Annotated in this window: 16 protein-coding genes; 8 read left to right on the top strand and 8 right to left on the bottom strand. The window is 48.9% G+C overall.

What is annotated here, in order from left to right:
• Positions 1–107: 107 nt before the first annotated feature.
• The 3 genes from V5T57_RS11825 to V5T57_RS11815 form a co-directional block, all read right to left on the bottom strand.
• Positions 108–2,933 carry a bacteriohemerythrin gene (locus V5T57_RS11825; RefSeq protein ID WP_332891428.1) on the bottom strand — a complete coding sequence of 942 codons (2,826 nt, stop codon included), beginning with the start codon at positions 2,931–2,933 and terminating at the stop codon, positions 108–110.
• A 149-nt stretch (positions 2,934–3,082) separates the two neighbouring features.
• A complete protein-coding gene (locus V5T57_RS11820; protein WP_332891427.1) occupies positions 3,083–5,986 on the bottom strand; it encodes an insulinase family protein in 2,904 nt (967 codons plus the stop codon).
• A 93-nt stretch (positions 5,987–6,079) separates the two neighbouring features.
• A complete protein-coding gene (locus V5T57_RS11815) occupies positions 6,080–7,366 on the bottom strand; it encodes an AmpG family muropeptide MFS transporter (protein WP_332891426.1) in 1,287 nt (428 codons plus the stop codon).
• A gap of 125 nt (positions 7,367–7,491) precedes the next feature.
• Between V5T57_RS11815 and hisB the strand changes: the two genes are divergently transcribed.
• The 8 genes from hisB to V5T57_RS11775 all read left to right on the top strand — a co-directional run bounded on the left by hisB (position 7,492) and on the right by V5T57_RS11775 (position 17,523).
• Positions 7,492–8,088: an imidazoleglycerol-phosphate dehydratase HisB gene (hisB, locus tag V5T57_RS11810; protein WP_332891425.1), complete on the top strand. Its 597-nt coding sequence runs from the start codon at positions 7,492–7,494 to the stop codon at positions 8,086–8,088.
• Between the two features lie 19 nt (positions 8,089–8,107).
• Complete coding sequence (gene hisH / locus V5T57_RS11805) at positions 8,108–8,743, top strand: imidazole glycerol phosphate synthase subunit HisH (RefSeq protein WP_332891424.1); 636 nt, start codon at positions 8,108–8,110, stop codon at positions 8,741–8,743.
• A gap of 56 nt (positions 8,744–8,799) precedes the next feature.
• Positions 8,800–10,038, top strand: coding sequence for an AAA family ATPase (locus V5T57_RS11800; protein WP_332891423.1), 1,239 nt, complete (start codon positions 8,800–8,802; stop codon positions 10,036–10,038).
• Positions 10,035–10,817 carry a retron system putative HNH endonuclease gene (locus V5T57_RS11795; protein WP_332891422.1) on the top strand — a complete coding sequence of 261 codons (783 nt, stop codon included), beginning with the start codon at positions 10,035–10,037 and terminating at the stop codon, positions 10,815–10,817. The genes V5T57_RS11800 and V5T57_RS11795 overlap by 4 nt, the downstream gene beginning before the upstream one ends.
• Positions 10,818–10,914: 97 nt before the next feature.
• Positions 10,915–12,387: an extracellular solute-binding protein gene (locus V5T57_RS11790; RefSeq protein WP_332891421.1), complete on the top strand. Its 1,473-nt coding sequence runs from the start codon at positions 10,915–10,917 to the stop codon at positions 12,385–12,387.
• Complete coding sequence (locus V5T57_RS11785; protein WP_332891420.1) at positions 12,384–13,346, top strand: substrate-binding domain-containing protein; 963 nt, start codon at positions 12,384–12,386, stop codon at positions 13,344–13,346. Before V5T57_RS11790 ends, V5T57_RS11785 begins: the two co-directional genes overlap by 4 nt.
• Before the next feature lie 67 nt (positions 13,347–13,413).
• Positions 13,414–16,206 carry an ATP-binding protein gene (locus V5T57_RS11780; RefSeq protein WP_332891419.1) on the top strand — a complete coding sequence of 931 codons (2,793 nt, stop codon included), beginning with the start codon at positions 13,414–13,416 and terminating at the stop codon, positions 16,204–16,206.
• A 15-nt stretch (positions 16,207–16,221) separates the two neighbouring features.
• The gene (locus tag V5T57_RS11775) at positions 16,222–17,523 is read left to right on the top strand and encodes a GGDEF domain-containing response regulator (RefSeq protein WP_332891418.1); all 1,302 of its coding nucleotides are present in this window, start codon (positions 16,222–16,224) and stop codon (positions 17,521–17,523) included.
• Between the two features lie 17 nt (positions 17,524–17,540).
• On the opposite strand, the gene V5T57_RS11770 is transcribed toward V5T57_RS11775, so the two are convergent.
• The 5 genes from V5T57_RS11770 to V5T57_RS11750 all read right to left on the bottom strand — a co-directional run bounded on the left by V5T57_RS11770 (position 17,541) and on the right by V5T57_RS11750 (position 26,890).
• A complete protein-coding gene (locus V5T57_RS11770) occupies positions 17,541–18,116 on the bottom strand; it encodes a hypothetical protein (RefSeq protein ID WP_332891417.1) in 576 nt (191 codons plus the stop codon).
• A 145-nt stretch (positions 18,117–18,261) separates the two neighbouring features.
• A complete protein-coding gene (locus tag V5T57_RS11765; RefSeq protein WP_332891416.1) occupies positions 18,262–20,742 on the bottom strand; it encodes a PAS domain-containing protein in 2,481 nt (826 codons plus the stop codon).
• A gap of 188 nt (positions 20,743–20,930) precedes the next feature.
• A complete protein-coding gene (locus V5T57_RS11760; protein WP_332891415.1) occupies positions 20,931–22,013 on the bottom strand; it encodes an HD domain-containing phosphohydrolase in 1,083 nt (360 codons plus the stop codon).
• Positions 22,010–25,927 carry a DAHL domain-containing protein gene (locus V5T57_RS11755; protein ID WP_332891414.1) on the bottom strand — a complete coding sequence of 1,306 codons (3,918 nt, stop codon included), beginning with the start codon at positions 25,925–25,927 and terminating at the stop codon, positions 22,010–22,012. Before V5T57_RS11755 ends, V5T57_RS11760 begins: the two co-directional genes overlap by 4 nt.
• Before the next feature lie 3 nt (positions 25,928–25,930).
• Positions 25,931–26,890, bottom strand: a complete 960-nt coding sequence (locus V5T57_RS11750) for a cytochrome-c peroxidase (protein WP_332891413.1) — start codon at positions 26,888–26,890, stop codon at positions 25,931–25,933.
• Positions 26,891–26,968: the final 78 nt, after the last annotated feature.

Below are 26,968 nucleotides of genomic sequence, written 5' to 3'. Positions count from 1 at the left end.
AGGTAGATCCTGCACGGTTAAACATCGCTTAAAACCTATAAAAAAAGCCCTCAAAACGAGGGCTTTAATTATTAATCATACGATCCATTAATCTTTTCTACAGGCAACTAGGAGACCTTTTTACCACCAAAGTGCTCCACATACTTCTGATCTGTTCCCATAATGTGATTAACCAGCCAGTCTCGCAGCAAACTGGTAAGATCCATATCAATATGAGCTTCGCCTTGGTCAACCTGCTCCACCAGCTCAACAACAGAATCGGTAAATTTCACATGTTCCGGGATATGCTCGGCTAAACCCGGATAGTTATTGCGACGCATGAACGCTTCTTCATCTTTAAAGTGGTTCACGGTGTACTTGACCAGCTCGTCGACCATACTACGCAGTTGCTGACGACCACCATGACCATTGGTAATCTCCTCATGCAGGACATTAACCAGTCGGACCAGCTCTTTGTGTTGAAGGTCAATCGCATCGATGTTGGTTAAAAGAATATCGTTCCAGGGGAAGAACTCTTCTCCACTCTCACATCCCTCTTTACCACAGCTTAAGTAGAGTTGATCCAACAATTTAAACAGATGTCGGCGAACCTTATCAAACCTCGGCATACTGGCTAATGCTTCATCCCGGTGGCCTGCCTCAACCAGGGCAATGACTTCACGGGCCATTTCATGTACCCGGTTATGTAGCTCACCAAGCTCAATAAAACGGGCCATTTCGCCAAAGGAGTCGATACCTTCACTGTAATACCACTTGCCCAGTTCACAATCACGAGAACTGCCGACCTCTGTAGATCGCAGCTGGCTACGCCCATGAATGACATCTTCCAATTTACCGATCCAAGCCAGATGTGCAGCTTTAATACGCTCAATACTAAAGAGAGGCTCACCCACATTAAAGCCACGCTCAGCCGCATCCAGCGATTTACTGGTATCCGCCACCACCTCTGTCAGGAACCCTGAGTACTCGATATCCCCATTCAAGTAGCTAAGCAGCTGCATGGTCTCCATCATTTTTTTCTGAACTTGTACCGATGAGGTCAGAATTTCTGCCGCACCAAAGCGGACGGCATCCGAACTCTCTGCCGCGGTACCAATTTGCTCATTCACAGTATCAGCATGCTGACTAAGGACAACGGCTGTCTCTGCAATTTGCGTCGTATCGTTTGCGGCTTCCAGAGCACTGCGCGCAACCTCCTGGGAAGCATCTGCCAACTCCTGTGCGTTCCGGGTCACTTCACCAGACGCATGGGTAACGGCATCCATAGAGTCCGCAATGTTGGCCACCGAACTGGCCTGATTATCCACCGCATCGGTAATTTGCCGGTTGGTTTCACCCAAGGAGCCAATAATATCGCTTACCCCCTGGGTTGCTTCACTGGCCATCTCTGTACGGTTTTGGATTTCACTCACCTGATCAGAGATCATCTTGGTCGCATCTGCCGTTTGACTGGCCAGCTCTTTGACCTCATTGGCAACAACAGCAAAACCTTTACCCGCTTCACCAGCACCAGCAGCCTCAATAGCCGCATTCAAGGCCAGCATATTGGTCTGCTCGGCAATGCTGTTGATCATTTTGATCACTTTGCCAATTTCACGAGCTGCGCCACCCAAGCTGTGCATCACCTCCAGGGTTTCTGAAATATGCTGCCCAGCCGCGGCTGACATCTGGTCGGCAGAGTCACAACTTTTTGAGACATCTTCCAGCGAACTGTTCAACTCCTCCACCGCACTGGCAACGGTACTGACGGAATCATTAACCCGATCCAAAGAGGCATTAACCTCTGAGATATTACTGTTCATCTCTTCCGCGGCAGAGGCCATGGTGTTGACATTACCACTGGCTTGCTCGGCTGAACCTGCAATCGCTCGTACATCCGTAGCCAACTGTTCCGCAGAGTCCGCAACCGAGGTAATCGACTCTTTAGCTTTATAGATATAATCGTTGAGTTTGTGAATCTCAGCATCCAGGCGGTCATTTTCCAGCACCACATCATTGGCCAGCTCACTGTTGGTATGTGCATCCTTCAACAAAGAGTCTTTAACCGGCACCATCTGGTTGACCACCCCTTTGATGGTTTGCGACTGAACCCCCACCGTACGCAACACCCAAAGGAGCTGGTTACTCATGGAGTTCAACCGATCCACAAAGGTTTGGAACTCTGCACAGAAGTTTCGACCCAAGCGACGGTTAAGATCCCCCACCGCCATCAGGTCTAAATGGCGACTGATCCGAAGAACCTGTTTATTCAGGGTTAGCTGACGCCACAGGGTAAATAACAAGACAAAACCACCAATCAACAGTGTGATAATGGTGGTCATGGTTAAACTGGAGATCACTTCATCGGTCTTAGTATTGGACTCACCGGCAACAATGACCACCGCTTTGTTCATGTTTTTAAGCAGTTCAATGCTCTCATCATGAAACACAGCCGCAATCTTATCCTGCTCACGCCCCGAGGGCGTGGCCAATACTTTTTTGACCGTAACTTGATATCGCTTCCAGATATTTTGAACTTTTTGTAGTTGAGCGAGATTTGCCTCGGACGGGCGCACCATCTGTACCAGTTTGGCAGGATCTTTGACATCCGGATTAAGCACTTTAACGGTTGTACCACCGTTAATTAAGGCATCCAGTGTTCGGTCAAACAGACGCAGGGTTTTATCTAAACCAGCCTCATACTTAGCACGTTGCGGTGCGCCTTTCTGCAGTGCTGCGATCAACATAACCTCTTTGGCTGCTTTCTGAGAAAGCATGCGCTGGCGCCCTGCCATATTGATGGTATTCGCGTATTCGGATCCTAGCTGTGTGGTTTTGTCATAGTTCAAGCCTGCCAAAACAACCAGTACCAGAATAAGAATGGAGAGTATCCGAAAGGAGGCTTTCAGGCTCAAATTGGTCCCAACTCCACCCAACATTTTATCAGCATTCATATCAGCGAATCCCCAAGAACATCGCAGACAACCGTTATTATCAAGCCCCCCCCACATACAACGGCGATATTTTAGCACATGTCTAAAAAAAATGGCCCGGACAATTAAGATCCAGGCCATTTTCCTGCAGAAGCAATCCTTGATAAAGATCAAAGAGATCGGCGTTCAAGCCCCAGATCTGGTTCTGCATCCAAATTTGCAGCATTGGTCACAACAGCCGTTTGTGCCATGGCAGGTTGCAAATAGGTTTCTGTCACATGCTTAAGATCTTTCCATGTCACACCCAGCACCTGCTGACGGAATGCCTTACGGACATCCCCTCCCCGTCCCCGTCGCTGATCGTGGTAGGCACGCTTGGCTTCACCGGAAGGAGAGCCCGGCTTATCCATACTACCAATCACATTGAGGATCGACTCTTCCAACAAACTGTCCGCATGATCATCTTTTAACAGCCAGTCAATGGCACGATCAAAATCGTCCAAGGTTCCACCTAAACGGGGATCCCGGAAAGATTGAAAGCGGAAAGCGGCAGCATCGGCATCAAAGCCAGCACCAGAACCATAGGCCCCACCTTTTTCACGAATGGCGGTATGTAAAAAGCCATTTCGCATTAGCGGCCCCAATACCGTTAGAGCGGGCGCATCTGCATGGGTATAGGGTACGGCGGCGTAACCACGGGCACAGTAGTTCACCTGAGTGGGGGTTACCCAAGCCATATTCACAGGGGCCTGATCAACCTCAATACCCACGGGATCCGATGAATGGCCGCTGGTACGCTGCCAAATACGCCCAAGGTCCTCTTGTAAGGCCTGCTGTTGGGCTGCCTCACCAACACCCAAAAAGGTCACGCCCCCCCCAGCAATACGGTCACGAATGGCGATGAGTTTTTCAGAGAGCCCCTTCAACGCGGCATCATCTTCCAAGGAACGATCCAACGCCTTTAACAGGCCAATAGAGGCCATGCCCCCCCAGCGCTCACTCATCGCTGCCGAAGGACTCATCCCCTTTAATGCAGAGGCAATAGCAAGTGCTGTACCTGCATTACTAATTTTCATCTCTGCACTGGCACGCATCTGCCCCACCAACTCTTTGAGGCGGGTCAGTTCATCAAACCGTGCAGAGGTCAGGGTATCTTGCAGCAGGGCAACCATTTTATCCCGGTTGCGCACCAACGCTTTGGAGGAGACGGTAAAGCGGCTGCCATACTGATTCACATCATCTGCCATGGCTGTAATGGAGCCTCTGGCCCCAACTCCACCCGTAAACTGGGAGATCAGAGCCTGGGTTTGAAGATAATCACGGCCACCACTACCAACCTCCACCGCACACGCCCCATAAAGCGGCATAAGATCCAACAGCTCAGGCTCAAGCTCAGGCATATCGGTAAACGCTTGGAGATAGATCAAGCCATTTGTGGGCTGGCTAAACCACTCCATCTGTTGCTCAACCTTTTGCCCTTCAGGAATCAGCAGATCTTTGGGCACATCCGCCAATGTAACCTTAGGCAGAACCTCAGGATCATCCTTAAACTCCTGACGCTCCTTCAGGGCAACCGCCTGGGCACGCAACTGCTCTTTTTCGGCATCACTGAGTCTGTTCTGCATCCCCTGCAGCCGCTCTTTTTCGGCCGACTCCATCCGTTTGTTTTGCGTGCCATCAGGTGTCAGGGTAAAACGCACACGGTGGGGGTTATCCAGCAACCATGTGCGAACCAGCGAGGGAATAAACTGAGGATCTGCAGCTGCTTCCCGCAAACGCGTTAAGGCGGCATCCATATTCAAAGCCGCAACGCCATCACCACCATGCAAGGTCGCAGGCAGTGCCGTTAGCATCAACTTCAAGCCATAGGGCAGGCCATCACCCGTAACTTCACGGCGTGAGAGCTCCAACTGGTGCAACACGGCCTCAACCTGCTCAGGGTCAACCCCCTTTTCAGCCACATCATTCAACACATCCAAAATGAGTTGTTCAACCGCCTCGGCCCGATCCGACTCCGACCCTTCAACACCACAGGAGAAGGTCATCTCTCGGCCAGAGTCATCCACCCCACAAACGGGGGAAGGGGCATTGCCCAAATCGGTGGTTTCCAGCGCTTTAAGTAGAGGAGAAGCACTGTTATCCAACAACACCCCAGAGAGCAGGTGTGCTTTGAGCAAATCATCCAGGTTGACACTCTTTGGCCATAACCACGCCAGCACTTGGTGGGTTTTGGCGGTGAGATCCTCTTCCCCATCGGCGGCATAGCTGTCCTGTGCCACCTTGGGTTCTGAAAAACGCTGCTCATCCGGCACTTGCAGATGGCTGACATCCAGATGTTCAAAACGGCTAAGCACCCGTGACTGAAAATGGGCTTGATGCTCAGCGGCAGGAATATCCCCATAGGTCATAAAGACGGCATTGGAAGGGTGGTAATGGGTGGCGTGAAAGGCCTTCAGCTCATCCCAGGTCAGATCAGGAATATGAACCGGATCTCCACCACTGTTATGATGGTAGGTAATGGTTGGGAACAGGTGGTGAGAGAGCTGGTCCCATAAGGTACGAATGGGGCTAGCCATCGCCCCTTTCATCTCATTAAAGACCACCCCTTTATAGACCAGATCACTCTGGGCATTATCCAGATCCTCAGGCTCAATCCGGTAACCTTCCTGGGCAAAGTCCAGTTCATGAAGGTTCGGGAAAAAAGCGGCATCCAAATAGACTTCCAACAAATTGTTGAAATCTTTTTTGGAGAGGGAGGCAAAGGGATAGGCGGTCCAATCACTGGCAGTAAAGGCGTTCATAAACGTTGCCAAAGAGCGCCGGATCATGGTGAAAAAAGGGTCTCGAACCGGAAAACGTTCCGAACCACTTAGAGCCGTATGCTCCAAAATATGGGCGACACCGGTGGAATCCTTAGGGACGGTTAAAAAAGCCACCAGGAAAGCATTTTGATTATCCTTGGTCGCCATATGTAGATGACGAGCCCCGGTCACCTGATGTTGGTAGGACTCCACGGTGATATTCAGGGCCGCAACTTCCTGGCGGTCCACCAATTTGAACAGCGAATCAGACATAGATACCTACAATGGTTGATCGATTTAAAAGCGCCGAAGTGCGCTATAAACTATAGGCCAAACAGGAACCACTAAAGTTCCCATTAACCAATGCTAACCGGTTTCTCCCCCTTTAGGCAGGGGAAAACGTCGCATCATCCAGGGGATCATCAAGAGACCTGGCAGTGCGGCGAGTGTTGTAATGCCATAAAAAAGACTCCAGCTGCTCAGTTCGGCCATCCAGCCAGCATTGGATGCCAGCATGGTACGCCCTACGGCTGCCAAAGAGGAGAGTAGTGCATACTGTGTTGCCGTATAGGCCCGGTTACAAAGGCCTGATAAGTAGGCGACAAATGCAGCTGTTCCCATTCCTCCCGCCAGATTTTCCACCCCAATGGTGACCGCTAACATCGAAACATTATGGCCAACCTCAGCCTGTATCACGAACATAAGGTTAGAGAGCATCTGCAGCACACCACACAACAGCAGTGCCCGCATCATACCCATGCGTGAAACCACCACCCCACCAATAAGCCCACCGATAATAGAGGCTGCTAGGCCAAATAATTTACTGATGTTGGCGATCTCAATTTTGGTAAAGGCCAACTCCAGGTAAAAAGGGTTACTCATGACCCCAGCCAGGGCATCACCCAATTTGTACAAAAGAATAAAGACCAATACCCATAACCAGCCGGGACGCGTCATAAAATTTTGAAAAGGAGCAAGGACAGCATCTTTAAACCAGGGCACGAACCCACCATGCCCCTGCATGAGCTCCTTGGGAGCGCCCTTGGGTTCTACATTCAACAGCACCGTCACCATGCCTACAGACATACAGAGGGCCATGATCCCATAGGTGGCCGCCCATGAGACACTACTGGCCAAGTAAAGCGCCCCTGCCCCGGACACCAACATACCCATACGGTACCCCAAAACAATCATCGCAGCACCGGCACCCTGCTGGTGATCCTCCAGCAGTTCAACCCGATAAGCATCAATCACAATATCCTGGCTGGCACTCATAAAAGAGACCGTCAATGCCAGGATGGCAGTCACAAATGGCGCCTCAAGCGGGTTACTTAACCCAAGAAGAAAGATGGTGACCGCTAAACCTACTTGAGTAAACAACGCCCAACTGCGGCGACGGCCAAATCGCCGAGTAAGCCAAGGAATGGCCAGAGAGTCCATCAATGGAGCCCAGGCAAACTTAAAGGTGTAGGGCACACCCACCAAAGCAAACAAACCAATGGTGGTTTTACTAATACCCTCCTCCGCCAACCAGAGGGTCAACGTGCCAAACGTCAGGGCCAGTGGTAGCCCACTTGAGAAGCCAAGAAACAGCACAGCCATAACACGACGTTGGCCGTATAGATTCCAAACATCTTGTAAGCTCTTGAACATACGAGGTCTGACCGCCATTTATGCGACAAAGGATGGTTTACACAGGAACGCGGTTCTATACATGCAATTTCTCATCCAAGGGACTATAATGGCGCTTTTTCCCATGTAAGCAGGAGTAGAACACCATGGCACGCATCGCCACGGAATCTCGAGAGACCGGCGAAACTTTTATCAACGTCACCATGAACCTGGATGGCACTGGCCAATCCAAAATCGAGACGGGTGTTGGCTTTTTGGACCATATGCTGGACCAAATTGCCCGTCACGGGCGCATGGATCTGGAGATCAAAGCCAATGGTGATCATCATATCGATGACCACCACACCGTTGAGGATGTGGGCATCACCATGGGTTACGCCTTTCGTAAAGCCATTGGTGACCGCCGCGGTATTGTTCGCTACGGCCACGCCTACGTTCCTCTGGATGAAGCTCTTTCCAGAGTGGTTATCGATCTATCTAACCGTCCGGCATTGACTTGGCGGGTTCAATTTCCCACAGAAAAAGTGGGCAACTTTGATACGGAACTGTTCAAAGAGTGGTTTGTTGCCTTTGCGCAAAACGGCGGGATCACCATGCATGTGGAAAATCTCTATGGAGAGAACACCCACCACATTGCCGAGAGCTGTTTTAAAGCCCTGGCCCGCGCACTGCGCATGGCTTGTGCGGAAGACCCCGGCCTGGCTGGTGGCGTTGCCAGCACCAAAGGCACCCTCTCGGATTAAGTTTTGAAGGAATATAGAGATGATTACCGTTGTTGATTATGGCTCAGGCAACCTGCGTTCTGTCTCCAAAGCGCTCGAGCAAGTGGGGGGATCCGTGGTGGTCAGTAGCAACCCCGCAGATATTGTCAAAGCTGATCGGGTGGTTCTTCCGGGTGTTGGCGCTTTCGCGGACTGCCGCCGCAATTTGGATGAAGCAGAACTAACGGACCCTGTGTTAGCACATATCCAGGGGGGCAAGCCTTTTTTGGGTATCTGTGTTGGCATGCAAATGCTGTTTGATGAAAGCCATGAGTTTGGTAACCACCCAGGCTTTGGCTTGGTACCGGGCAAGGTAGAAGCTTTTTCTAAGAAAATGCAGGATCCTGCAGATCTAAAACGCTACCTTAAGGTTCCTCACATGGGCTGGACCCCTGTACACCAGACGGTCAAGCATCCCATGTGGGAAGGTATTGAGGAGATGGCACATTTCTATTTTGTGCACTCCTTCCATGGTGTGGTTGACCACCAAGCCCACCAGCTCGGGCAAACCACCTATGGTATTCCTTTTACCTCTGCGGTGGGGCACGATAATATTTTTGCCACTCAGTTCCACCCAGAAAAAAGTCAAAACAACGGCCTAAAGCTGCTGGAAAACTTTGTTAATTGGCAGCTTTAAATGGTTAGAAGGGGGCCCTAAACGGCCCCCACGCCCATCCTCATTGGAGCCCAGATGTGCGTGTTAAACAAATTGAATTCAAACAGTTCCGTCAATTCCGCCATTTCACCCTAGCACTTGATCCACAGCTTACCTTGCTAACCGCAGCCAATGGTGGTGGCAAGAGCACCATTTTAGATGGCATAGCCTATCTACTCACCCCCTATATCCAGCAGATCACAGGCCGTGGCACGCTTAACCTTAAGCCACATGATCTTAGGGTCATACCTGGTGGGCACACCCCGCCCTACTTACAGTTGAGTATCGACACCAACAGCGGGCTTACATGGGACCATACCCTGCGTCGCGTCTCTAAAGCTGGGAAGACTAAAACCAAGCTAAAAAGCCATGGGCTCAAATCCCTTAGAACCTACTTGGAAAACCGGTTAGTCGATACCAGTCGCTCCCTCTCCATCTGTGCCTATTTTGGCCAAACCGCCGCGACATCGAAGAGAGTCAAAACTAAGCTTCGTCAACACGACCTCAGGCTACTTGCCCTGCAGGGTAGCATGGATGTCTCCATGGATGCCCCCTGGCCACTTAAACAGTATGTACAACAGATGTCACCCACCCAAAAAGCTTGGCTGGATGCGGCCATTCATAGGGTTCTTCCTCATCTGAGCCATCTCCGTTTTGATAAGCATGGCGCATGGATCTTGGATTGCCATCAGTCTCCAGAGTCCACCACCCCTTTAAGGTTTAAACAACTTTGTGAAAGTGATCGTTTTCTACTAACCCTGGTAAGCCACCTATCTACACGATTGATGTTGGCGAACCCTAACCGCCCACAGCCCTTAACAGGGGGGAAGGGGGTTATATTAATCGATGGGATCGAGCGCTATTTACACCCTAGACAACAGCAACTCATCCTGCCTCTATTGATGAATCTTTTCCCTAAGTTACAGTGGATTATCACCACCCACAGCCCACAAGTGATCACCTCAATCCCCCCTCATCACCTGCGCATGATCCATGGAGAAGGCGCCCACCCTTCCGTCGAACAGGCCAGCTTTACTGAAGGGGCCGAAGCGCAGCAGGTGTTAAAAGAGGTGCTGGAGACCAACCCACGGCCAGAACACCTCCCTATTGTGCAAAAATTACGTCGCTATCAAGCCATGGTTGCACAGGGCAGTTGGGATCGACCCGAAGCACTAGGGCTACGCCAGAGCCTCGATCAATGGGGCGCCGAGCATGAGCCTGAGCTAAAGCGCCTGGATATGGATATACGCTTGAAAGAACTGGATCGCCCCCAGTGAAACCTATTGTTAAACAAGCAGAACCTGCTGCGTTAACTCAGTTCAGACAGATCTACCCTGAAGCCAACTGGGAAGGGCTCCGCCAAGCCAACCCCCCTGTATACCCCCATTTAAAAGCACAACTGCGCCAAGACCAGGGGGGGCTATGTGCCTATTGTGAAATTGATTTAAAACCAAAAAAGTCACCGCAGGAGGTCGATGACTTCCGCATTGAACATTTTCACCCCAAATCCGATATACATGGTCACTGGACCCTCAATTGGTCCAATATGCTTGGGGTCTGCCATGGAGGATCCCAACGTCGCGTGACAGAGTCAGGCCAACGTTTTACCGAAAATAAGCGGGATCATAGTTGTGATGTTCCCAAAGGGGCCAAAGCGCTGGATGATATCATCCTAAATCCGTTGAATATTCCAAAAACACCCGCCCTTTTTCACTTTGACCGTGCCATGGGCAGCATGCGCGTTGATCAAAAAGCCTGTGCACAAACGGGTATTTCAGCCGAAAAAGCTCAGGCGACGATCGATCATCTTCACCTCAACAGCTCTCGCCTACTACGTATGCGTCAACAGGTGTTAGACCACCTTAACGAACAGCTAATGACACTGATGGATGATGGTTTGACCCTGCAACAGGCGCGGGATCGCCTCGCCTTAGCCTATCTGAGTAAAAACCATGAAGGACTCTGGCCTGTGGCGTTTTTTTCCGCCATTCGCCACTATCTGGGGCAAAGTGCAGAGTCCCAGTTAACAAAAGAAAACAGCGCCCCTTCTTCGTAACAAAACTTAACTATAGTTGGAACTTGTGGCAGCCTAACCTTACTAAAGTTAAGTACCGTTTTTTTTGCATCGGCACCACTGTAGGGGGAGGATTGCCATGCCATTCATCAAACGGGCCCTTTTGGGTGCGCTGATTTTTTTTACTTCATTGAACAGCCTTCTGGCTGAGCCCACCCCCAATTTTCAGGGGCAAACCATCCGTGTCGGGGTGATGGATGCCTCGGCCATTGGGGCACCCGCTACGGTTCATGCTCGCAGCTGGGAGCAACGAACAGGAGGGCGTGTAAACGTTGACAAATTTGCCTTCCAAGATCTCTTTAAGACCTTTAATCAGGCCATTCAGGATAAAACCCCAGCATTTGATGTCATTTTCTATGCACCAGCATGGGCAGGTGACTTTGCGGACCATCTACAACCCGTTCCTCTAGCGCTAAGAGACGCCGAACATTTTATTGATATCCACCCCACCTACCGTGATCGTTTGATGCACTGGGGGGACGAGATGATTGCCGTGACGGTAGATGGTGATCTCTTTTTGGGCTACTACCGCACCGATCTCTTTGCCAACCGAAAAAACCGCATTGATTTTAAAAGCCGTTACGGCTACCCCCTCGCCCCACCTGCCACTTGGCGCCATTACCGCGATATTGCAGAGTTTTTCACAGGTCGACAGAGACCAAATGGCCATCAACTCTATGGGGTCGCAGAAGCTTTTAAACGGGGCGGCCAACAGTTTTGGGATCTATTTAGTCGGGCGGCCGCCTATACCAACGCCCCCGAGCAACCGGGTGGTCAGTTTTTTGATCCTGAGACCATGCAAGCCCAGATCAATAATCCAGGTTGGGTACAAGCCACCACCGATTATAAGGAGGCCCTAAGCTTTGCACCGCCTCATGCCATTGACTTCGGCATTGTGGAGGCTAGAAAAGCATTTCTTAGTGGTCAAACAGCCATGATCCTGGACTGGGCAGATACCGCCACGTTGGCGCCAGATGAAAAAAACAGTCAGGTTGCTGGGCGTGTTGGGTATTTCACACTACCCGGTGCCGATCGTGTTTGGAATGGTCGCTGGAAAACCTACACCCCTCCTCATCAAACAACATTTTTGGCATTTGGGGGGTGGGTCGCCAGTGTCCCTAAAAACAGTCAAGCCAAGCAGGCTGCCTGGGACTACATCATGTGGTATGCCAGCCCTGAAAACAGCCTTGCAGATGTGGTCACCAGTGGAACAGGTATCAACCCTTATAGGGAATCTCACTTTATCGCCATTGATCGATGGCTTGGCACACTCTCTCTGCCCTCGGCCTCCAATTTTTTAGGGGTTATTCAACAGAGCCTGGATGCACCACATGTGGCTTTGGATCTGCGTTTACCGGGTTTTCACCAATATACGGAAGCACTGGAAACGGAGCTGGATACCATTCTTCGGGGTAAGCAACCAATCCAAGCAGGTTTGGATCGGGTGGCTCAGCAGTGGGAGATCATTACAGATAAACTGGGGCGAGACAAACAACGCCAACACTATCGCTCATCCATGGGGTTATCCAATTCAGAGGGAGAGGAACCATGAAAACCCGCTATACCTTAAACCTTTTCATCTTTCTACTGCTTCTTGGACTTTGGGTAACACCAACAGCCTCTGCTCAGTCACAACAATTTTTAGTCGGCTTTTCTCAGGCGACCACAACAGAGCCTTGGCGGTTGCTGTTTAATAAACTTCTTAGGGAAGAGGCTGAACGGCATCCCCAACTAAGACTACTGGTACGAAATGCCCAGGATGACATTCAAAAGCAGATTAAAGATGTGCAAGAGTTCATCAAACGAGATGTGGACATTATTTTAATCTCGCCAAAGGTTTCAACAGCTTTAACCCCTGTGGTTAACCAAGCGCACAAGCTGGGCATTCCCACCATTGTTCTAGACCGAGATCTTGATAACGACCACTACACCCAGTTTATCGGAGGGGATAATCTTGAAATTGGACGTGCCGCAGGACGTTTTGTAGTGAAACAATTGGGCGGCCCAGGAGAGGCACAAGGCCATATTGTAGAGATATGGGGTGGTATCAAATCAACCCCAGCTCATGACCGTCACAACGGCTTTTTTGAGATTATTTCCCAAGAGCCCGGCATTCGCATCCTCAACCCGATGCAAGATGGAGATTGGAAACAGGACCAAGGCTATGAAATTATGGTCGAAGCATTAGAAAAACATGCTAAGATCGATATTGTCTATGCCCATAATGACCCGATGGCCTTTGGCGCTTATCTCGCCGCAAAAGATATTGGACGAGAACGACAAATTGCTTTTATAGGTATTGACGGTATTCCGCAAGAAGGGGTGCGCTGGGTACACCAAGGCATTATGAAGGCCACCTTCCTTTATCAAACACCTGGCGAGGAAGCCATTCGGCAGGCGATCAAGCTACTCAATGGAAACGCCATACCCAAACGGGTCACCCTGCCAACCTATGCGATTACTAAACACAATGCAGAGGATATTTTAAAGAAGCATGGACTGTTAAAATAAGCCGATGATGGGGTTGAGCAACCCAACAGAAAATCCATCTTAAAGAATTGCTAGGAGTCTATAGGGTATGCCCCCATCCTTAACACAAAAGATGGTGCATCATTTCCCCAAATTATTGGGGCAACATACACCATGGCATATCCGACTTAATGTAGCTTTCGGCCTCATCGCATCCCTGGTCATCATCTCTGCGGTTCTTTCCAGTTATCAACTTATCCGTTATGGTCAACTGGTTGAGCGAACCATTGAACAGGCACTCCCCGCACTAGAAGCCGCTAAAGAGCTTTCAGAACACAGTGCCCTACTCTCTGCAGGCCTGCCGGCACTCAATCATGCCCGAACACTCGATGAGCTGGAGGGGGTCGATACAACCTTAAACACCCACCGACAGCAGATAAGTAGTCGCCTAGAACAGCTCAAACACTGGCTTCCATCGCAACAGTTGCTGCAAATTCAAGATCAAGTTGAGCAGATGGGGGACTCCTTTACCCAACTGATCAAACTCCATGCGTATCGATTAAAGCTTGAACATAAGCAAGATCAAAACCGTAAACATCTTCGGGATGTCCGAACCGCGATTTTGGATGCCACGGCCCCTTTGATTTATGGCACGGCCTCACTTAATCAGCTTTTTAGTCGCCGGGTCGCTCGACGCTTAAAGAGTGAACAGCTTAATCTTACCTTTAGCACGGCCAAGCTTCATGAAAGCCTGAATCATCTCGCAAGAGATCTTGCAGAACTGTGTTTTACCCCCCAAGCTGACTCGACACATGCCCTCAAAAGTGATCTCAGCCAAACACCCCGAAAAAAAATTGCACAACATATTCAGCAACTGCGTTTTTTTTCTGAGCAACTCCCTGAGCTTGTTGATCTTTTGAACATGGACCTGCAAGGGAGCTTACAAGATCCCAAATGGCCTTGCCATAATCAGGAACAGATGCCCGTTCTGGATGTTCTTAACCGTTTGCATCACGCCCAACAGAGCAGTGCCAAATTACTGATTGGACATAATAGAGCCATTGCACAGCAGCTCCCTAAAAAAATTCAAGCCTTGATGCAAACCACAACCAAACAATTGAAATTGGCTATGAATATCAAGGCTGACAGCAACCAACTCAATAACATGCTGGCGGCTGCTCTCTTTACACAAAACATGAATGAACTGTTGCCACTAAACACCACAACCCACCAGACTTATGCACACTTTCGTAATGCCGTCACACAGTTTAAAAAAGTGCCATTGGCGGAACGTAATCCAATTTTAAAAGCCAAGATCATTGAAATTCTGGATTATTTCCAGTTGATCATTGAGGGGGAAACCGCCATTTTTCCCATACAGCGTAAACAGTTGGCCAATCAGCAGGGTATTAAACAAAATATTGAGGTCAACCATCGGGTAGCCCGCCTACTGTCTACCCGTGTCGCCAAACTGGTCACAGATGTTAAACAAGGGGTTGAAGAGCGCCGTCATACCATTGGGCAGAGCCTACCGACACAATTATGGTTATTGGCACTAACGACAGCAGGGTCACTGGTAGTTGTGACGCTTATTGCCCTGGTGACAAGCCGCCTTCTGCGCCGCCATCAGCAACAACTGACAGAGAGTGAAAAACGCCTACGCATTGTGGTTGAAAACATGCCCGTTTTACTGCTGGCTTTAGATAAGCAGGGGCATATTGTTGTTTGGAATAGTGAATGTGAGCGGGTTACGGGTTTCTCTGAGTCTGAAGTCATTGGGCAACCTGATATCCTTTCTAAACTTTACCCAGACCCCCAACAACAGGAGTGGGTTGCCACAACCTTTACACAAAATTCCAATAATTTCAGAAATGTTGAAATCACCTTAACCAGTAAAGATGGACAGCAACACACCATTGCCTGGTCGAGTATTCACCGATCCTATCCTATACCTGGATGGGAAGCCTGGGCGGTTGGGGTCGATGTGACAGAGCGCAACACCCTGGAGCATGAACTTTTATTACACCGGGATCATCTGGATAGTCTGGTACACAGCAGAACACAAGCCCTTGAACAGGCCATGCGGGATTTGGCACAAAAAAGCTCTGAGAATGAACGCCTTAATGAGGATTTAGCTGAACGTGTTGAGGTTGAGGTTGAGAAAAACCGCACAAAGGATGCTCTTTTAATTCATCAATCGCGTCTTGCGGCGATGGGGGAAATGATTGGGAATATCGCCCACCAATGGCGTCAACCTTTAAGCGCGGTTAACCTTATGCTATTCAACATAAAAGACCTACATAGTTTTGGTGAACTATCACCCGAACGGCTCTATGAAAAGGTTGAACGTGCCAGCCATTTACTCCAAAGCATGTCCCACACCATTGATGATTTCCGCAACTTCTTTAAGCCTGACAAAGTTAAAGAGCGTTTTGACCTGAAACAGACGGTTGAGCATGCCCTCTCCTTGGTGCATTCTGCGATGGAAAACCACCAAATTGAGATGCGCTTTACACCACCAACGCAGCCAGTAGAGATTCTGGGTTACCCCAGGGAACTTTCACAGGTAATTTTATTGATTCTCAATAACGCTAAGGATGCTATTGTAGAAGCTGGACAAGAAAAAGGGGTTATATCTCTTAATCTTACACAATCTGACAGCGAGGCCATTCTTGAAGTTCAAGATAATGGCACAGGTATTCCTGATGAAATTTTGGATCGTATTTTTGATCCCTATTTCACCACCAAGGATGATAACAAGGGGACCGGCATTGGCTTATACATGGGCCGGATGATTGTCATGGAGCATATGCAAGGCCTGATTGAGGCTAAAAACCAAGCAGCGGGGGCTAGCTTTAGCATACGCATTCCATTGGCAGAGCCAAATAATGGGAACGAATAGACTAGGATGGGGAATATGGGGCACTATCAAAGCAATTTAGCCACCAGCAAACTACACATTCTTTATGTCGAAGATGAGGATATTATACGTGATGAGCTGGGGAGCTTTTTACGTAGACGTGTCGAAACCTTGGATACTGCGTGCAATGGTGAAGAGGGGCTGGAAAAATTCAAAGCCAATAAACCTGATATTATTGTTACCGATATCCGCATGCCTAAGATGGACGGTTTACAGTTAGCTGAAGCCATTAGAGCCATTGACCCTGAAGTCCCCATCGTTGTCACAACCGCCTATAATGACGAGACTTTTTTTCTTAAAGCCATCTCTATTGGTATTGATGAGTTTATTCTCAAGCCAACCAACCCTGATCAGCTGATTACGGCCATTAATAAACTGGCTAAACATATTGAAGCCAAAAAAGAGAGTGTCCGCCGCCAGCAGTTTATTGAGATGCTCTTAGAGAGCCTGCCAGCCTTTATTTTGGTGGTTAATGGAGACCAGATTGAGCACGCCAATGCGCCCCTACTCCATTTTTTGGGGTTAAGCCATATGGAGCAGCTTGATTCCAACGGAGACCTAATCACCCGCGCCATCTGTACAGAAGCTAACGATGGTTTGGCCCACCTGTTGGAAAGAGGGGATTGGCTGAGTTACCTGACCCAGCGCTGTAACACACTGCCCTCGGTCAAGCTACAAGAGCCAGGAGAGCCGGATAAAACCCCGATAACTTGTGCCATTTCCTGGAGTTTCGATGCGACAGCCGGGCGGCAGGTTTTTACCTTTACCGATCTTTATTTAATCCAGAAAAAGATCAATGATCTGGAAAAGCAGGTCTACCATGATCCTTTAACAGGTGCGGCCAACCGCTCACGGCTTTATGAGAAGTTTCATGAAGAGATGAAACGCAGTGAGCGCTATGGTTCCCCCGTTTCAATTCTGCTACTGGATATTGACCATTTTAAACAGGTTAACGACACCTATGGCCACAATGCGGGGGACCAAGTTTTGTTGGATGTGGTCAACCGTATACAAGCCCATATACGGGTTACCGACCTTCTGGGCCGCTGGGGGGGTGAAGAGTTTTTGATGATTGCCCCTGAAACCATTATGGGGTCTGCCCTGGAAGTTGCAGAGATCATTCGGGGTTTAATAGCCCAGGTACCCTTTGGTGATGTTGGACAGGTAACCTGTAGTATCGGCGTTGGCCAATTAGGCAAAGGGGAGTCTATGCACCAATGCCTGGAGCGTATTGATGCGGCCCTCTACCGTGCGAAGAAACAAGGGCGCAACCGGGTTGAAATGGCAGATGACAATTAATTTTTAAACCATTTTGCTCAGTCAACAAGGCGGCCTACCGACTGCCAACGGGAAGGGACAGGCTGCGTACGCCATGTTAAATCCATCCCCCCCTTCAACCTATGCCAACGCGGTTGCAGGTAATTGAGGGTGATGCCAGCATACCCTAAAGTAACCGCTATTGTACTCCAAATGGCTGCACCGGCCTGAAGGGTCATAAGAGCCATAAGGGCAACCCCCACAAGCTCTAGCCACCAGCCGATACGTTGCCGGTTCAAAATCCACACCCCCACCAAGCCACTTAGGAGCAAATAGAGCCCTGTGGCCAAAAAGGTGCTGTTCTCTAGCCAGTAAGGTAACCCCTGCACCCCAGTGACCTGAATGGTAACCCCCAGCCAGAGCACATAAAAAAGTAGGATAGAGCTACTCAGCACACGCAAAAGGCCTAAAAAATACCCCCAACGATAGCCAGACCGATCCATAGGCCCGTCTTGATCAAGGTTTCCACACACTTTGGTATACAAAAAATGGGTTAGCGCAAACAGGGAAACCGGCATGAGGGTAATAAGAAGAAAAAAGATGGGTTGGTAACTGCTTAAGTTGAAGGTGAGCATGATACGCTCCAATACGATGTTAAAAAAATCTATAAAATTCGATCTCTTTTTTAACATCTACTTACGAGCAAACCAAGGAAATCACCATTTATTGATGTAAATTTTTCATGACTTTTCTATTTTTCTCTCCTTATGCAAGAAAACTTTAGCCAACCGTATAGCTTTGCAGTGCTGCTAAAAGACTTTTTTTACGGATGGGTTTGGTAAGGTAATCATCAAACCCATTAGCCAGAGCCCGATCTCGGTCCTGACGCATGGCATTGGCGGTTAATGCAATAATGGGAATAGGCTTGCGGTTGGGTTGCCGGGCTTCCCAAGCGCGAATTTTTTCAACAGATCCATAGCCATCCAAACGGGGCATCTGAATATCCATAAGGATCAGATCATAATGATGACTGATCATCATTTCATACCCTTTCAAGCCATCTTCAGCACACTGCAACACATGCCCAGAATGTTTCAAAAAAGCCTCAATAAGCAAACGGTTATCTAGTGAGTCATCGACTAAAAGAATCCGTAGATGTTTGTTGGATGCTATCTTGGGTTGTACGTAGGCTTGGTTGTTCGTTGGCGCCAAGGAAGAGGGCTTATCTAAGTCAGCTTGAGGTAAGGCCAGCGAGAAGAAGAAGCGACTGCCCTGCCCCACTTTACTCTCTAATTGCATGGTACCCCCCATGGCTTCCACCAGGTTGGTACAGATGGTCAAACCCAGCCCAGAACCACTACGTGCGGCCCCTGCCCCCTCTAACACCTGAGCAAAGGGGGCAAAAATACGTTGCTGATCTGCGGGGGAAATACCCACACCACAATCACATACCTCAAACAAAACACATCCATCACTGGGCTGCGAGACCCCTAAACTTACAGAGCCTTTATCCGTAAATTTAACCGCATTACCCAGCAAGTTATGCAGGACCTGACTTAAACGCTGACCATCTACCAGTACATGTTTAGGAAGATGTTGATCCCAATTTAGTGAAATAGATACCCCCTTCGTACGAGCCTGCACCTCCACCATGGCCAAGGCTTCACGTGCTAATTGTTGAATATCAACCCGGGCTGGTTCCAACACCAGCTCACCAGCTTCGATCTTGGAAATATCTAAAATATCATTGACCAAATTAAGCAGCACTTCACCAGAACGAGAAAGCACCTGTAAGTAGGAGAGTTCATCTGTTGTCAGGTTGGCCAACTGTAACATCTCTGCCATGCCCAAAATGGCATTAATCGGGGTACGCAGATCGTGGCTCATATGGGCAAGAAACTCAGATTTAGCCAAATTGGCCTTTTCCGCTTGATGCATGGCATCCAAAATTTGCTGCTCTTGCTCTTTTTGTTCAGTAATATCCCAGTTCACACCCACCATACGTTCTGGTTGATTATGCTCATCGTAGACCACAACCGCAGAAGCTTTGATGGTACGGATAGAACCATCGGGCCAGCGCACACGAAACTGCGTATCAAAAGCTGCTCCGCCATCCACAGCCGCCTGCAACTCAGCTTCTGCACGCTCACGATCTTCTGGTAACACCGCTTGCTGCCACGCTTCATAAATACCTGAAAATTTTTCTTTGGGTATCTGATACATGGCAAACAATCGATCATCCCAGCTTAAGTCCTGGTTTTTTAAATTAAGCAACCAGACCCCAAGCCCACCAGCCCGAGCAGCAAGCTCCAAACGACGGGTATACTCTTGAAGGGTATCTTCATTCTGTTTTTGCTCGCTGATATCCCAGTTAACGCCAACCATTTGTAAGGGGTTATTCTCTTCATCTCTAACCACAACAGCCGCTGCCTGAATATAGCGGATATCACCATTTGGCCAACGTATTCTAAAGACCGTATTAAAGTCAACGCCACCGTTTATCGCCTGCTGCAACTCTGCCTCGACACGGGACAGATCTTCAATGAGAACACTTTTTTGCCATACCGTATATTCAGCCCCAAAAGATTCTTGAGCCACACGGTACAAGGAGAACATGCGTTCATCCCAGCTAAGAGTATTGGTTACAACATCCCACTGCCAAACACCAATACCACCCGCTTTGGCTGCTAACTTTAGGCGTCTAGAGTAGTCTGCCAATGCCCGTTCGGAGGCTCTACGTTTAGTTAAATCAATATGGGTTCCAACCATGCGCAGGGGTTGCCCTTCCTCATCCCTAAGCAGATGCCCGCACGAGAGGATATCCACATAGTGCCCCTGTTTATGACGCATTCGAAACTCACAGGTATAATCACTGCCCTCACCGGTCAATGTTTGACGAATAACCCTCTCGGCTTGGTACAGATCATCCGGGTGAACCCGTTCACTCCATGTCTCATAGGTATTTTCCAGCTCTTGGGTGTTATAGCCCAGCATGCCTTTCCATCTTCTGGAAAAAAAGAGCTTTTCATGAGCCACATCCCAGTCCCATAAGCCAAAGTCAGCACCCTTCATAGCCAGTGCTAAGCGCTCTTCGCTTACTTTGAGCTCTTCTTGTGCGGCGCGCACCTGAGCCAGCAACTGTTCATCCTGCTGCATTGACTTTAAAGATTGCTCACAACTACGGCAGGCTTCGGATATGGGGCGTAGGAAAAGCAGGTAAGTGATACCTGAAATAATACCACCACCAAGCAGTGCGGACACAATTGGCCATGCATGCACCCAAGGCCATAGCGCTTGAAAAACCAGCAGCAACAAAGCACTACAGAGAAATAAGGTACCCAGCCCTCTACCCAGAGACACCCTTGGTCGCATTAAAAAACTCCTCCCCCCAAATGGATCCACCATCCATCATTCCAACCCATACACGCTTTATGAAACAAAGAAGATGACTAAAAACCTTTGGGGGGGGCTTCCTCCCAATGGGCCATAATCTGCTCGACCTCTGCACGCACCCCTTGAAAGGCCGTAACCAGCTCTGGATCAAACTGACTCCCTGCTCGGGCATGCAGCGCATCAAACGCAACATCCAAAGAGAATCCTTCACGATAAGTTCGGCACAGGGTCATCACATCAAAACTATCTGCAATGGCCACAATGCGTCCTTCCAGCGGAATCTCTTTCCCCTGCAAACCTCGCGGATAACCGGTACCATCCCAATGCTCATGGTGGGTCAAAGCCAACGTACGCGCCAGTTGTAAGACCGGGGCACCATGATCACCCAGGATGGCCGCCCCCATTTCACAATGACTACGCATAATTTGCCATTCTGCCGGGGTTAAAGAGGTCGGTTTAAGCAAAATATGATCGGGGATACCGATTTTACCCACATCATGCATATGGGCCGCTTGAACCAACAACTCAACCCGGTGTTCGTCTAAACCCAGAGCGCGCCCCAAAAGACCACAGTAGTAGCTCATACGCACCACATGCAGCCCGGTTTCATTATCACGATATTCGGCTGCGCGGCCTAAGCGCCTAATTATTTCCAGCTGAGTTTTTTCCAGATTTTCTTTGGCCAACTGCAGATCTGCTGTTCGAGCCTCAACCACAGATTCCAAATCCTGATTACGCGCTTGCAACGCCCTTTGAGCCAAGTTCAACATCAGTTGGTTTTTAACGCGGGCTTGAACCACAATGGGATCAAACGGTTTGGCTATATAGTCCACAGCACCACATAAAAAACCTTCCCGTTCATCTTCAGCATCCAGACGGGCGGTAATAAAAATGACAGGAATATGGGCGGTATTATCCTGCTCTTTCAGTGCTCGACAGACGCTATAGCCATCCATCTCAGGCATCTGTACATCTAAAAGAATCAGATCAGGCTGGGTCGTTGGAATATCCTCCAGAGCACTGGCACCATCCAAGGCTACGGAGACATCGTAGAGTTCGCTTAATGTTTCCAGCAATAAATCAATGTTGGTTTCATGATCATCCACCACAAAAATTTTTGAACCTTGGTACTCTATCATGATGATTGGCCCTCTTTTAATCGTCCCATCAGACTGCGCAATATTTGATGGGCCTCTTTCAGTCGGTACCGCTTAATTTGGGCCAGCAACTGTGAGAGTTCTTTTTGATAGATTTGTGGCAACAACTCAACCGTCATCTGTTCGACTAAAGGTTTACAGGCTTTGGGTTGACGCATTTCTAGTGGAGATTCCAGTGCCTGCAACCATTGCTGGAGTTGCTCAAGTGTCTCAATTTTTGCATCCACACTTGTCTGCTGGTTATCTTCTTTGACAGCCTCTGTGGGTAAAGAGTCCAACCCAACCATCACTTCCTCAAGCGCTTGTGCCAGTGGGGCCAGACCCTGCGCTATAGCCAAGGCATCTTGACTCTTACACGACTCTTCTAACGCCCCTGCTCTTGCAGCCAAAACCATGGCCCCCAAGCTTCCAGCCAACCCTTTTAGGGTGTGCGCTTTTAGCATGCCTTGTTGGAAATCTTTTTTTGCGACGACATCTGTAATTTGCCCAATCACCTCTCGCTGATCATCACGGAAGCGCTGAAGCAAGCTCAAATAGAGCGCCTCATTACCCACCACACGCTGCACACCCAACTTAATATCTATTCCTGGCAACTGTTTTGGCATGTGTAAGGGTTGAGATATGTCGGTATGTTCAAGCGATGTTGTAGCCCGAATAACCTTTTCCTGTTTGGGCAACCAGCGAACCAACGTTTCATAAAGCACCATAGGCTCAACCGGTTTGGCCACATGATCGTTCATCCCAACAGCGAGCACCTGGGCACGATCTTCACTCATGGCATTGGCCGTCATTGCGAGAATAGGCAGACTTAACTTGAGACGCTGCCGGATCTCTTTGGTGGCTGTATATCCATCCATAACCGGCATTTGCACATCCATGAGAACAAGGTCGAAACTGGCTTCTTCAAGAAAACCCAAAGCCTGGGCACCATCATCAGCAATTGTGACCTCCAGCCCCACCATTTTCAGTAACTCCAACGCCACTTCCTGATTAACGGCATTATCTTCGACCAACAGAATGCGCCGACCAGCCAATAATGGGTAGAAGTGCGCAACAGGATCACTCTCCCCCTGACGTTTAACCAATGATGAACCTGTTCCATCTCGGCCAAAGAGGTCCATCACCCCATCGAGCAAGCGTGATGGGGTCAACGGTTTTTGGATATGGCCGAGCTGAGCATCATCCGCAAGTAGATCGGTCACCTGTATACGATCGACATTAGTATGCATAATAAGGAGCGGTTGATTATCCCCCCCTGGTAAAGCTCGTATGGCGCGATAGGCCGCAAAGCTCTCCTGCCCTGGCATGGTAGAATCTAACAATATCAGGCTAGGGGCTTGAATTTGAGCATCCTGCAAACGTACCAAGGCATCGCTGACGATGGTCGCCTCCTGGACTTTAAAACCCATGGTATCCAGCATCTCAGCGGCCACTTCACGAGCCTGGGGACAGTCCTCAATTAATAAGACATCACTATCCCAAATCTCTTTATCCAACGCCTCGACATGGGGTTCATCCACAATGGTAAAGGGTAAGGTAAAATAAAAGGTCGAACCTTGCTCAGGTTGACTTTCCACCCCAATGGTCCCACCCATAAGGTCAATTAAACGCTTACAAATGGCCAGCCCCAACCCTGTCCCCCCATACCGCCGAGTAATGGAGCTGTCGGCTTGACTGAAGGCTTGGAACAGACCCACTCTTTGACTCTCATCCATGCCAAGACCGGTATCCTGTACAGAAAAACGTAGATGAATCTGTTCCCCTTTTTGTGCGACCTTCTCCACCGCAACAATCACTTCCCCTTGGTCGGTAAACTTCACAGCATTGCCTGTCAAGTTTAACAGCACCTGGTTCAAGCGAAGGGCATCCCCTTTCACCTGGCTCGGAACATCTGGGTGACGCTTAAAGATCAACTCCAAGCCTTTTTCATCGGCTTTGAGCGAAACCAATGAGGCCAGGGTCTCTAGCACCTCATCTAAATTAAAGGGAATACGTTCAACCTCTAACTTGCCCGCTTCAATTTTAGAAAAATCCAGAATATCATTAATGATGCGTAATAAAGATTGCGCGCCACCATGAATTTTTTGCAAATACTCTCGCTGTTTAGGATCGCTAGCCGATCGGATCGCCAGATGACTCATCCCTAAAATGGCATTCATAGGGGTGCGAATTTCATGGCTCATATTGGCTAAAAAGTCACTTTTTGCTCGGTTGGCACTCTCAGCCACCTGAGCTGCGGTTTGCAAAGCTTGTTGCTGCTGTTTGCGGGTGGAAATATCCTGGAAAACAACCACTGAGCCGGTAATTTCACCACCTTCTTGCAATGGAACAGCGACCATAGAAACCGGGAACAGTTGCCCACTTCGGTTAACAAAAACCTCATCTTCCGAACGTTGAACTTCCCCAACTTCCATGCTGCGCAAGGCAGGACAATAGTGGTTATTTTGGTTAGGAGCCACATCATGCACCAAACCATGCATTTTTTTATACTGCACCTCTTCTGAACGCCACCCAAGCAGATCTTCTCCCTGTTTATTCAGGAAGATGCAATGCCCTTGACGGTCCACCGCAAAAACCCCTTCACCCATGGCATTGGTAATACCCTGAAGGAAGTTCTTCTGCTTTTCATGCTGCTCTTCCATTTGTTTTCGCTGGGTGATATCGGTCCTTATTGAGACATACTGGTAGGGATGTCCCTTCTCATCCATAAACGGGACAATGGTTGAAGCGACCCAGTAATAATCACCTTCTTTGGTGCAATTTTTAATTTCACCATGCCAAACATGACCCGAACTGATCTGCTGCCACATGCCTGTAAAAAAAGCTTTGGGGTGGTGCTCTGATCGTACCAGTCGGTGGTTCTTCCCCAGCAATTGCTCCTGGGGGTAACCACTAATGGCACAGAACTTTTTGTTGGCATACGTAATATTGCCAGCAGAGTCCGCAATGCTGACAATGGCATGTTGGTCCAAGGCATATTTTTGGAACTCTAACTGCCTAACAACGCCTTGTAAGTGAATACCATTTTGGCGTAACCGCACCATACTCCAGATCACCAACATAGCCAGTAAGGCAGCACCAACTAACAGAGCAAAGCGGTAGAGCCCAGCCTGCTTTTGGTGAACGGCATAGGTCGTCATATAGTGCTGTTCAATCTTCTGAATTTTTTGGTCTAACTGAGATTGAGCAATATGCGATATAAATTTATCCACTTCATCGTTATAGCTTAAAATAGCTTGGCCATAGCGAACCATGGGAATCATCTTCTGCCGTTGCTCAGCTTCTAGAGGCAACGTCGCTTGCATGAGCTGTTCAAGCAGCTGTCGAATAAGCTGTCGATCCCGTGTTGGTGTATCATGTGCCAGCTTCAACATTTCACTGAGCAAACGATCCATCAACGCATGTATGTCATGCATGCCCGTTTGGGTGCTGAGTTGTAACTGGCTTTTCTGCCATGCTGTAGGAAAGTAGTCTAGAAAGTTGTTGAGCACGGCACGATGGGATTTAAAATCCTCAATATATGCTAGTTTCAAATCCACCTGTTTGACAAATCTTTGCCATGCTTGCTGCAGTTGCAACGCATTCACATGCCCTAGAATTTTTCCCAACTCAACCGTTGTTTGCTCTAGCTCAGAGACATCAGCGACCAGCGGGTCAAAGTGCGGTAACATCCGTGCCTGCGTTCGTATGGTCGTCTCTTGAACCTGCGTGATGTTCTGTTTGATCTGGGAAAAGGCATTCAAAATGACGATATGCTTTTGTGCATCCATTCCCTGCCCTTTCAGGTAGAGCATGGGTAGTGCACAAGAAACACTTATAAACAGTAGAAGCCCCAACCGGCCTAAACGACTGCCAGGAATGAGAGCCCTTAGATATGCAACCATGGATTTGACCATGCTTTATTCCAACCTCTGTCCCGTCAAAGTGGTAAGAAAAGCAACAATTTTTTCGATATCTTCCAAGGGCAGAACCCGCCCCAGTTGATACCGCCCCATTGCTTCTACCGCCTCTTCCAGTCGAGGCACACTCCCGTCATGAAAATAGGGCGCTGTCAAAGCGACATTACGTAGGGATGGCACTTTAAATTCGTAGCGATGATCTTCCCGCTGGGTGTGGTTGAAACGACCATAATCTGCTCGGGAAATATCCCCTCTATCCCGAAAATAGTTTCCCATAATACCCATTTTTTCATACATATTTCCGCCAACGGCACGGCCCTGATGACACGCGGAACAACCATATGCTTTAAATAGAGCGTACCCCTCTTTTTCCTGCTCAGTTAGTATATTTTCCTCCCCTTTTAACCACCGGTCAAAACGCCCATTTGGTGTGAGTAATGTCCGCTCAAAATGAACAAGGGCATCACCAATGGTATCTGCCGTCATACCCTGGGGATAAAGTTTGGAAAAGCTACGTGTGTAGTCTGAATCTTTTTGCAGTTTTTTAATCACCTCAGGCCAAGAACTGGCCATTTCATGCGCAGCAGTCAGCGGAAAGGATATTTGATCAAAGAGTGTTTTAGCCCGACCATCCCAAAACTGTACAAAGTTTAAACTGCTATTAAAGATTGTTGGGGTGTTCACTTGACCGGTACGCCCTAAAACTCCAACCGAATGTTTTTCGTTATCCATCCCCCCTTGATCCAAAGGGTGACAATGGGCACAAGAGACGGTGTCATCAACTGAGAGCCTTGGATCATGAAAAATTTTATCGCCCAGCACCGCTTTGGCAGGATCCCAGTTTTGCAAATCGGGTATGGGTGCTAAAGGCTCTTGCGCGTGCACCAGGGGTGTAAACGACAGCCCACTGCCCAACACAACCATTCCCCCCCACAAAACCAACACAAAATAACGCAGCATCCTGCACTCTCCCCCACATGCTACTTGGTATATCATTGGGATAGCATGGCATCTTTAATTGAAAAACAACCTGCTATT

The organism is Magnetococcus sp. PR-3, assembly GCF_036689865.1.
Taxonomy (GTDB): Bacteria; Pseudomonadota; Magnetococcia; order Magnetococcales; family Magnetococcaceae; genus Magnetococcus.
The sequence above is the reverse complement of the archived record's forward strand: the minus strand, read 5'-3'. Positions and strand labels throughout refer to the sequence as shown.

Bases quoted from the DNA above. Each gene is read 5' to 3' on its own strand.
- V5T57_RS11825 (WP_332891428.1), bottom strand. From the start codon at position 2,933: ATGAATGCTGATAAAATGTTGGGTGGAGTTGGGACCAATTTGAGCCTG.
- V5T57_RS11820 (WP_332891427.1), bottom strand. From the start codon at position 5,986: ATGTCTGATTCGCTGTTCAAATTGGTGGACCGCCAGGAAGTTGCGGCC.
- V5T57_RS11815 (WP_332891426.1), bottom strand. From the start codon at position 7,366: ATGTTCAAGAGCTTACAAGATGTTTGGAATCTATACGGCCAACGTCGT.
- hisB (WP_332891425.1), top strand. From the start codon at position 7,492: ATGGCACGCATCGCCACGGAATCTCGAGAGACCGGCGAAACTTTTATC.
- hisH (WP_332891424.1), top strand. From the start codon at position 8,108: ATGATTACCGTTGTTGATTATGGCTCAGGCAACCTGCGTTCTGTCTCC.
- V5T57_RS11790 (WP_332891421.1), top strand. From the start codon at position 10,915: ATGCCATTCATCAAACGGGCCCTTTTGGGTGCGCTGATTTTTTTTACT.
- V5T57_RS11785 (WP_332891420.1), top strand. From the start codon at position 12,384: ATGAAAACCCGCTATACCTTAAACCTTTTCATCTTTCTACTGCTTCTT.
- V5T57_RS11780 (WP_332891419.1), top strand. From the start codon at position 13,414: ATGCCCCCATCCTTAACACAAAAGATGGTGCATCATTTCCCCAAATTA.
- V5T57_RS11775 (WP_332891418.1), top strand. From the start codon at position 16,222: ATGGGGCACTATCAAAGCAATTTAGCCACCAGCAAACTACACATTCTT.
- V5T57_RS11770 (WP_332891417.1), bottom strand. From the start codon at position 18,116: ATGCTCACCTTCAACTTAAGCAGTTACCAACCCATCTTTTTTCTTCTT.
- V5T57_RS11760 (WP_332891415.1), bottom strand. From the start codon at position 22,013: ATGATAGAGTACCAAGGTTCAAAAATTTTTGTGGTGGATGATCATGAA.
- V5T57_RS11755 (WP_332891414.1), bottom strand. From the start codon at position 25,927: ATGGTCAAATCCATGGTTGCATATCTAAGGGCTCTCATTCCTGGCAGT.
- V5T57_RS11750 (WP_332891413.1), bottom strand. From the start codon at position 26,890: ATGCTGCGTTATTTTGTGTTGGTTTTGTGGGGGGGAATGGTTGTGTTG.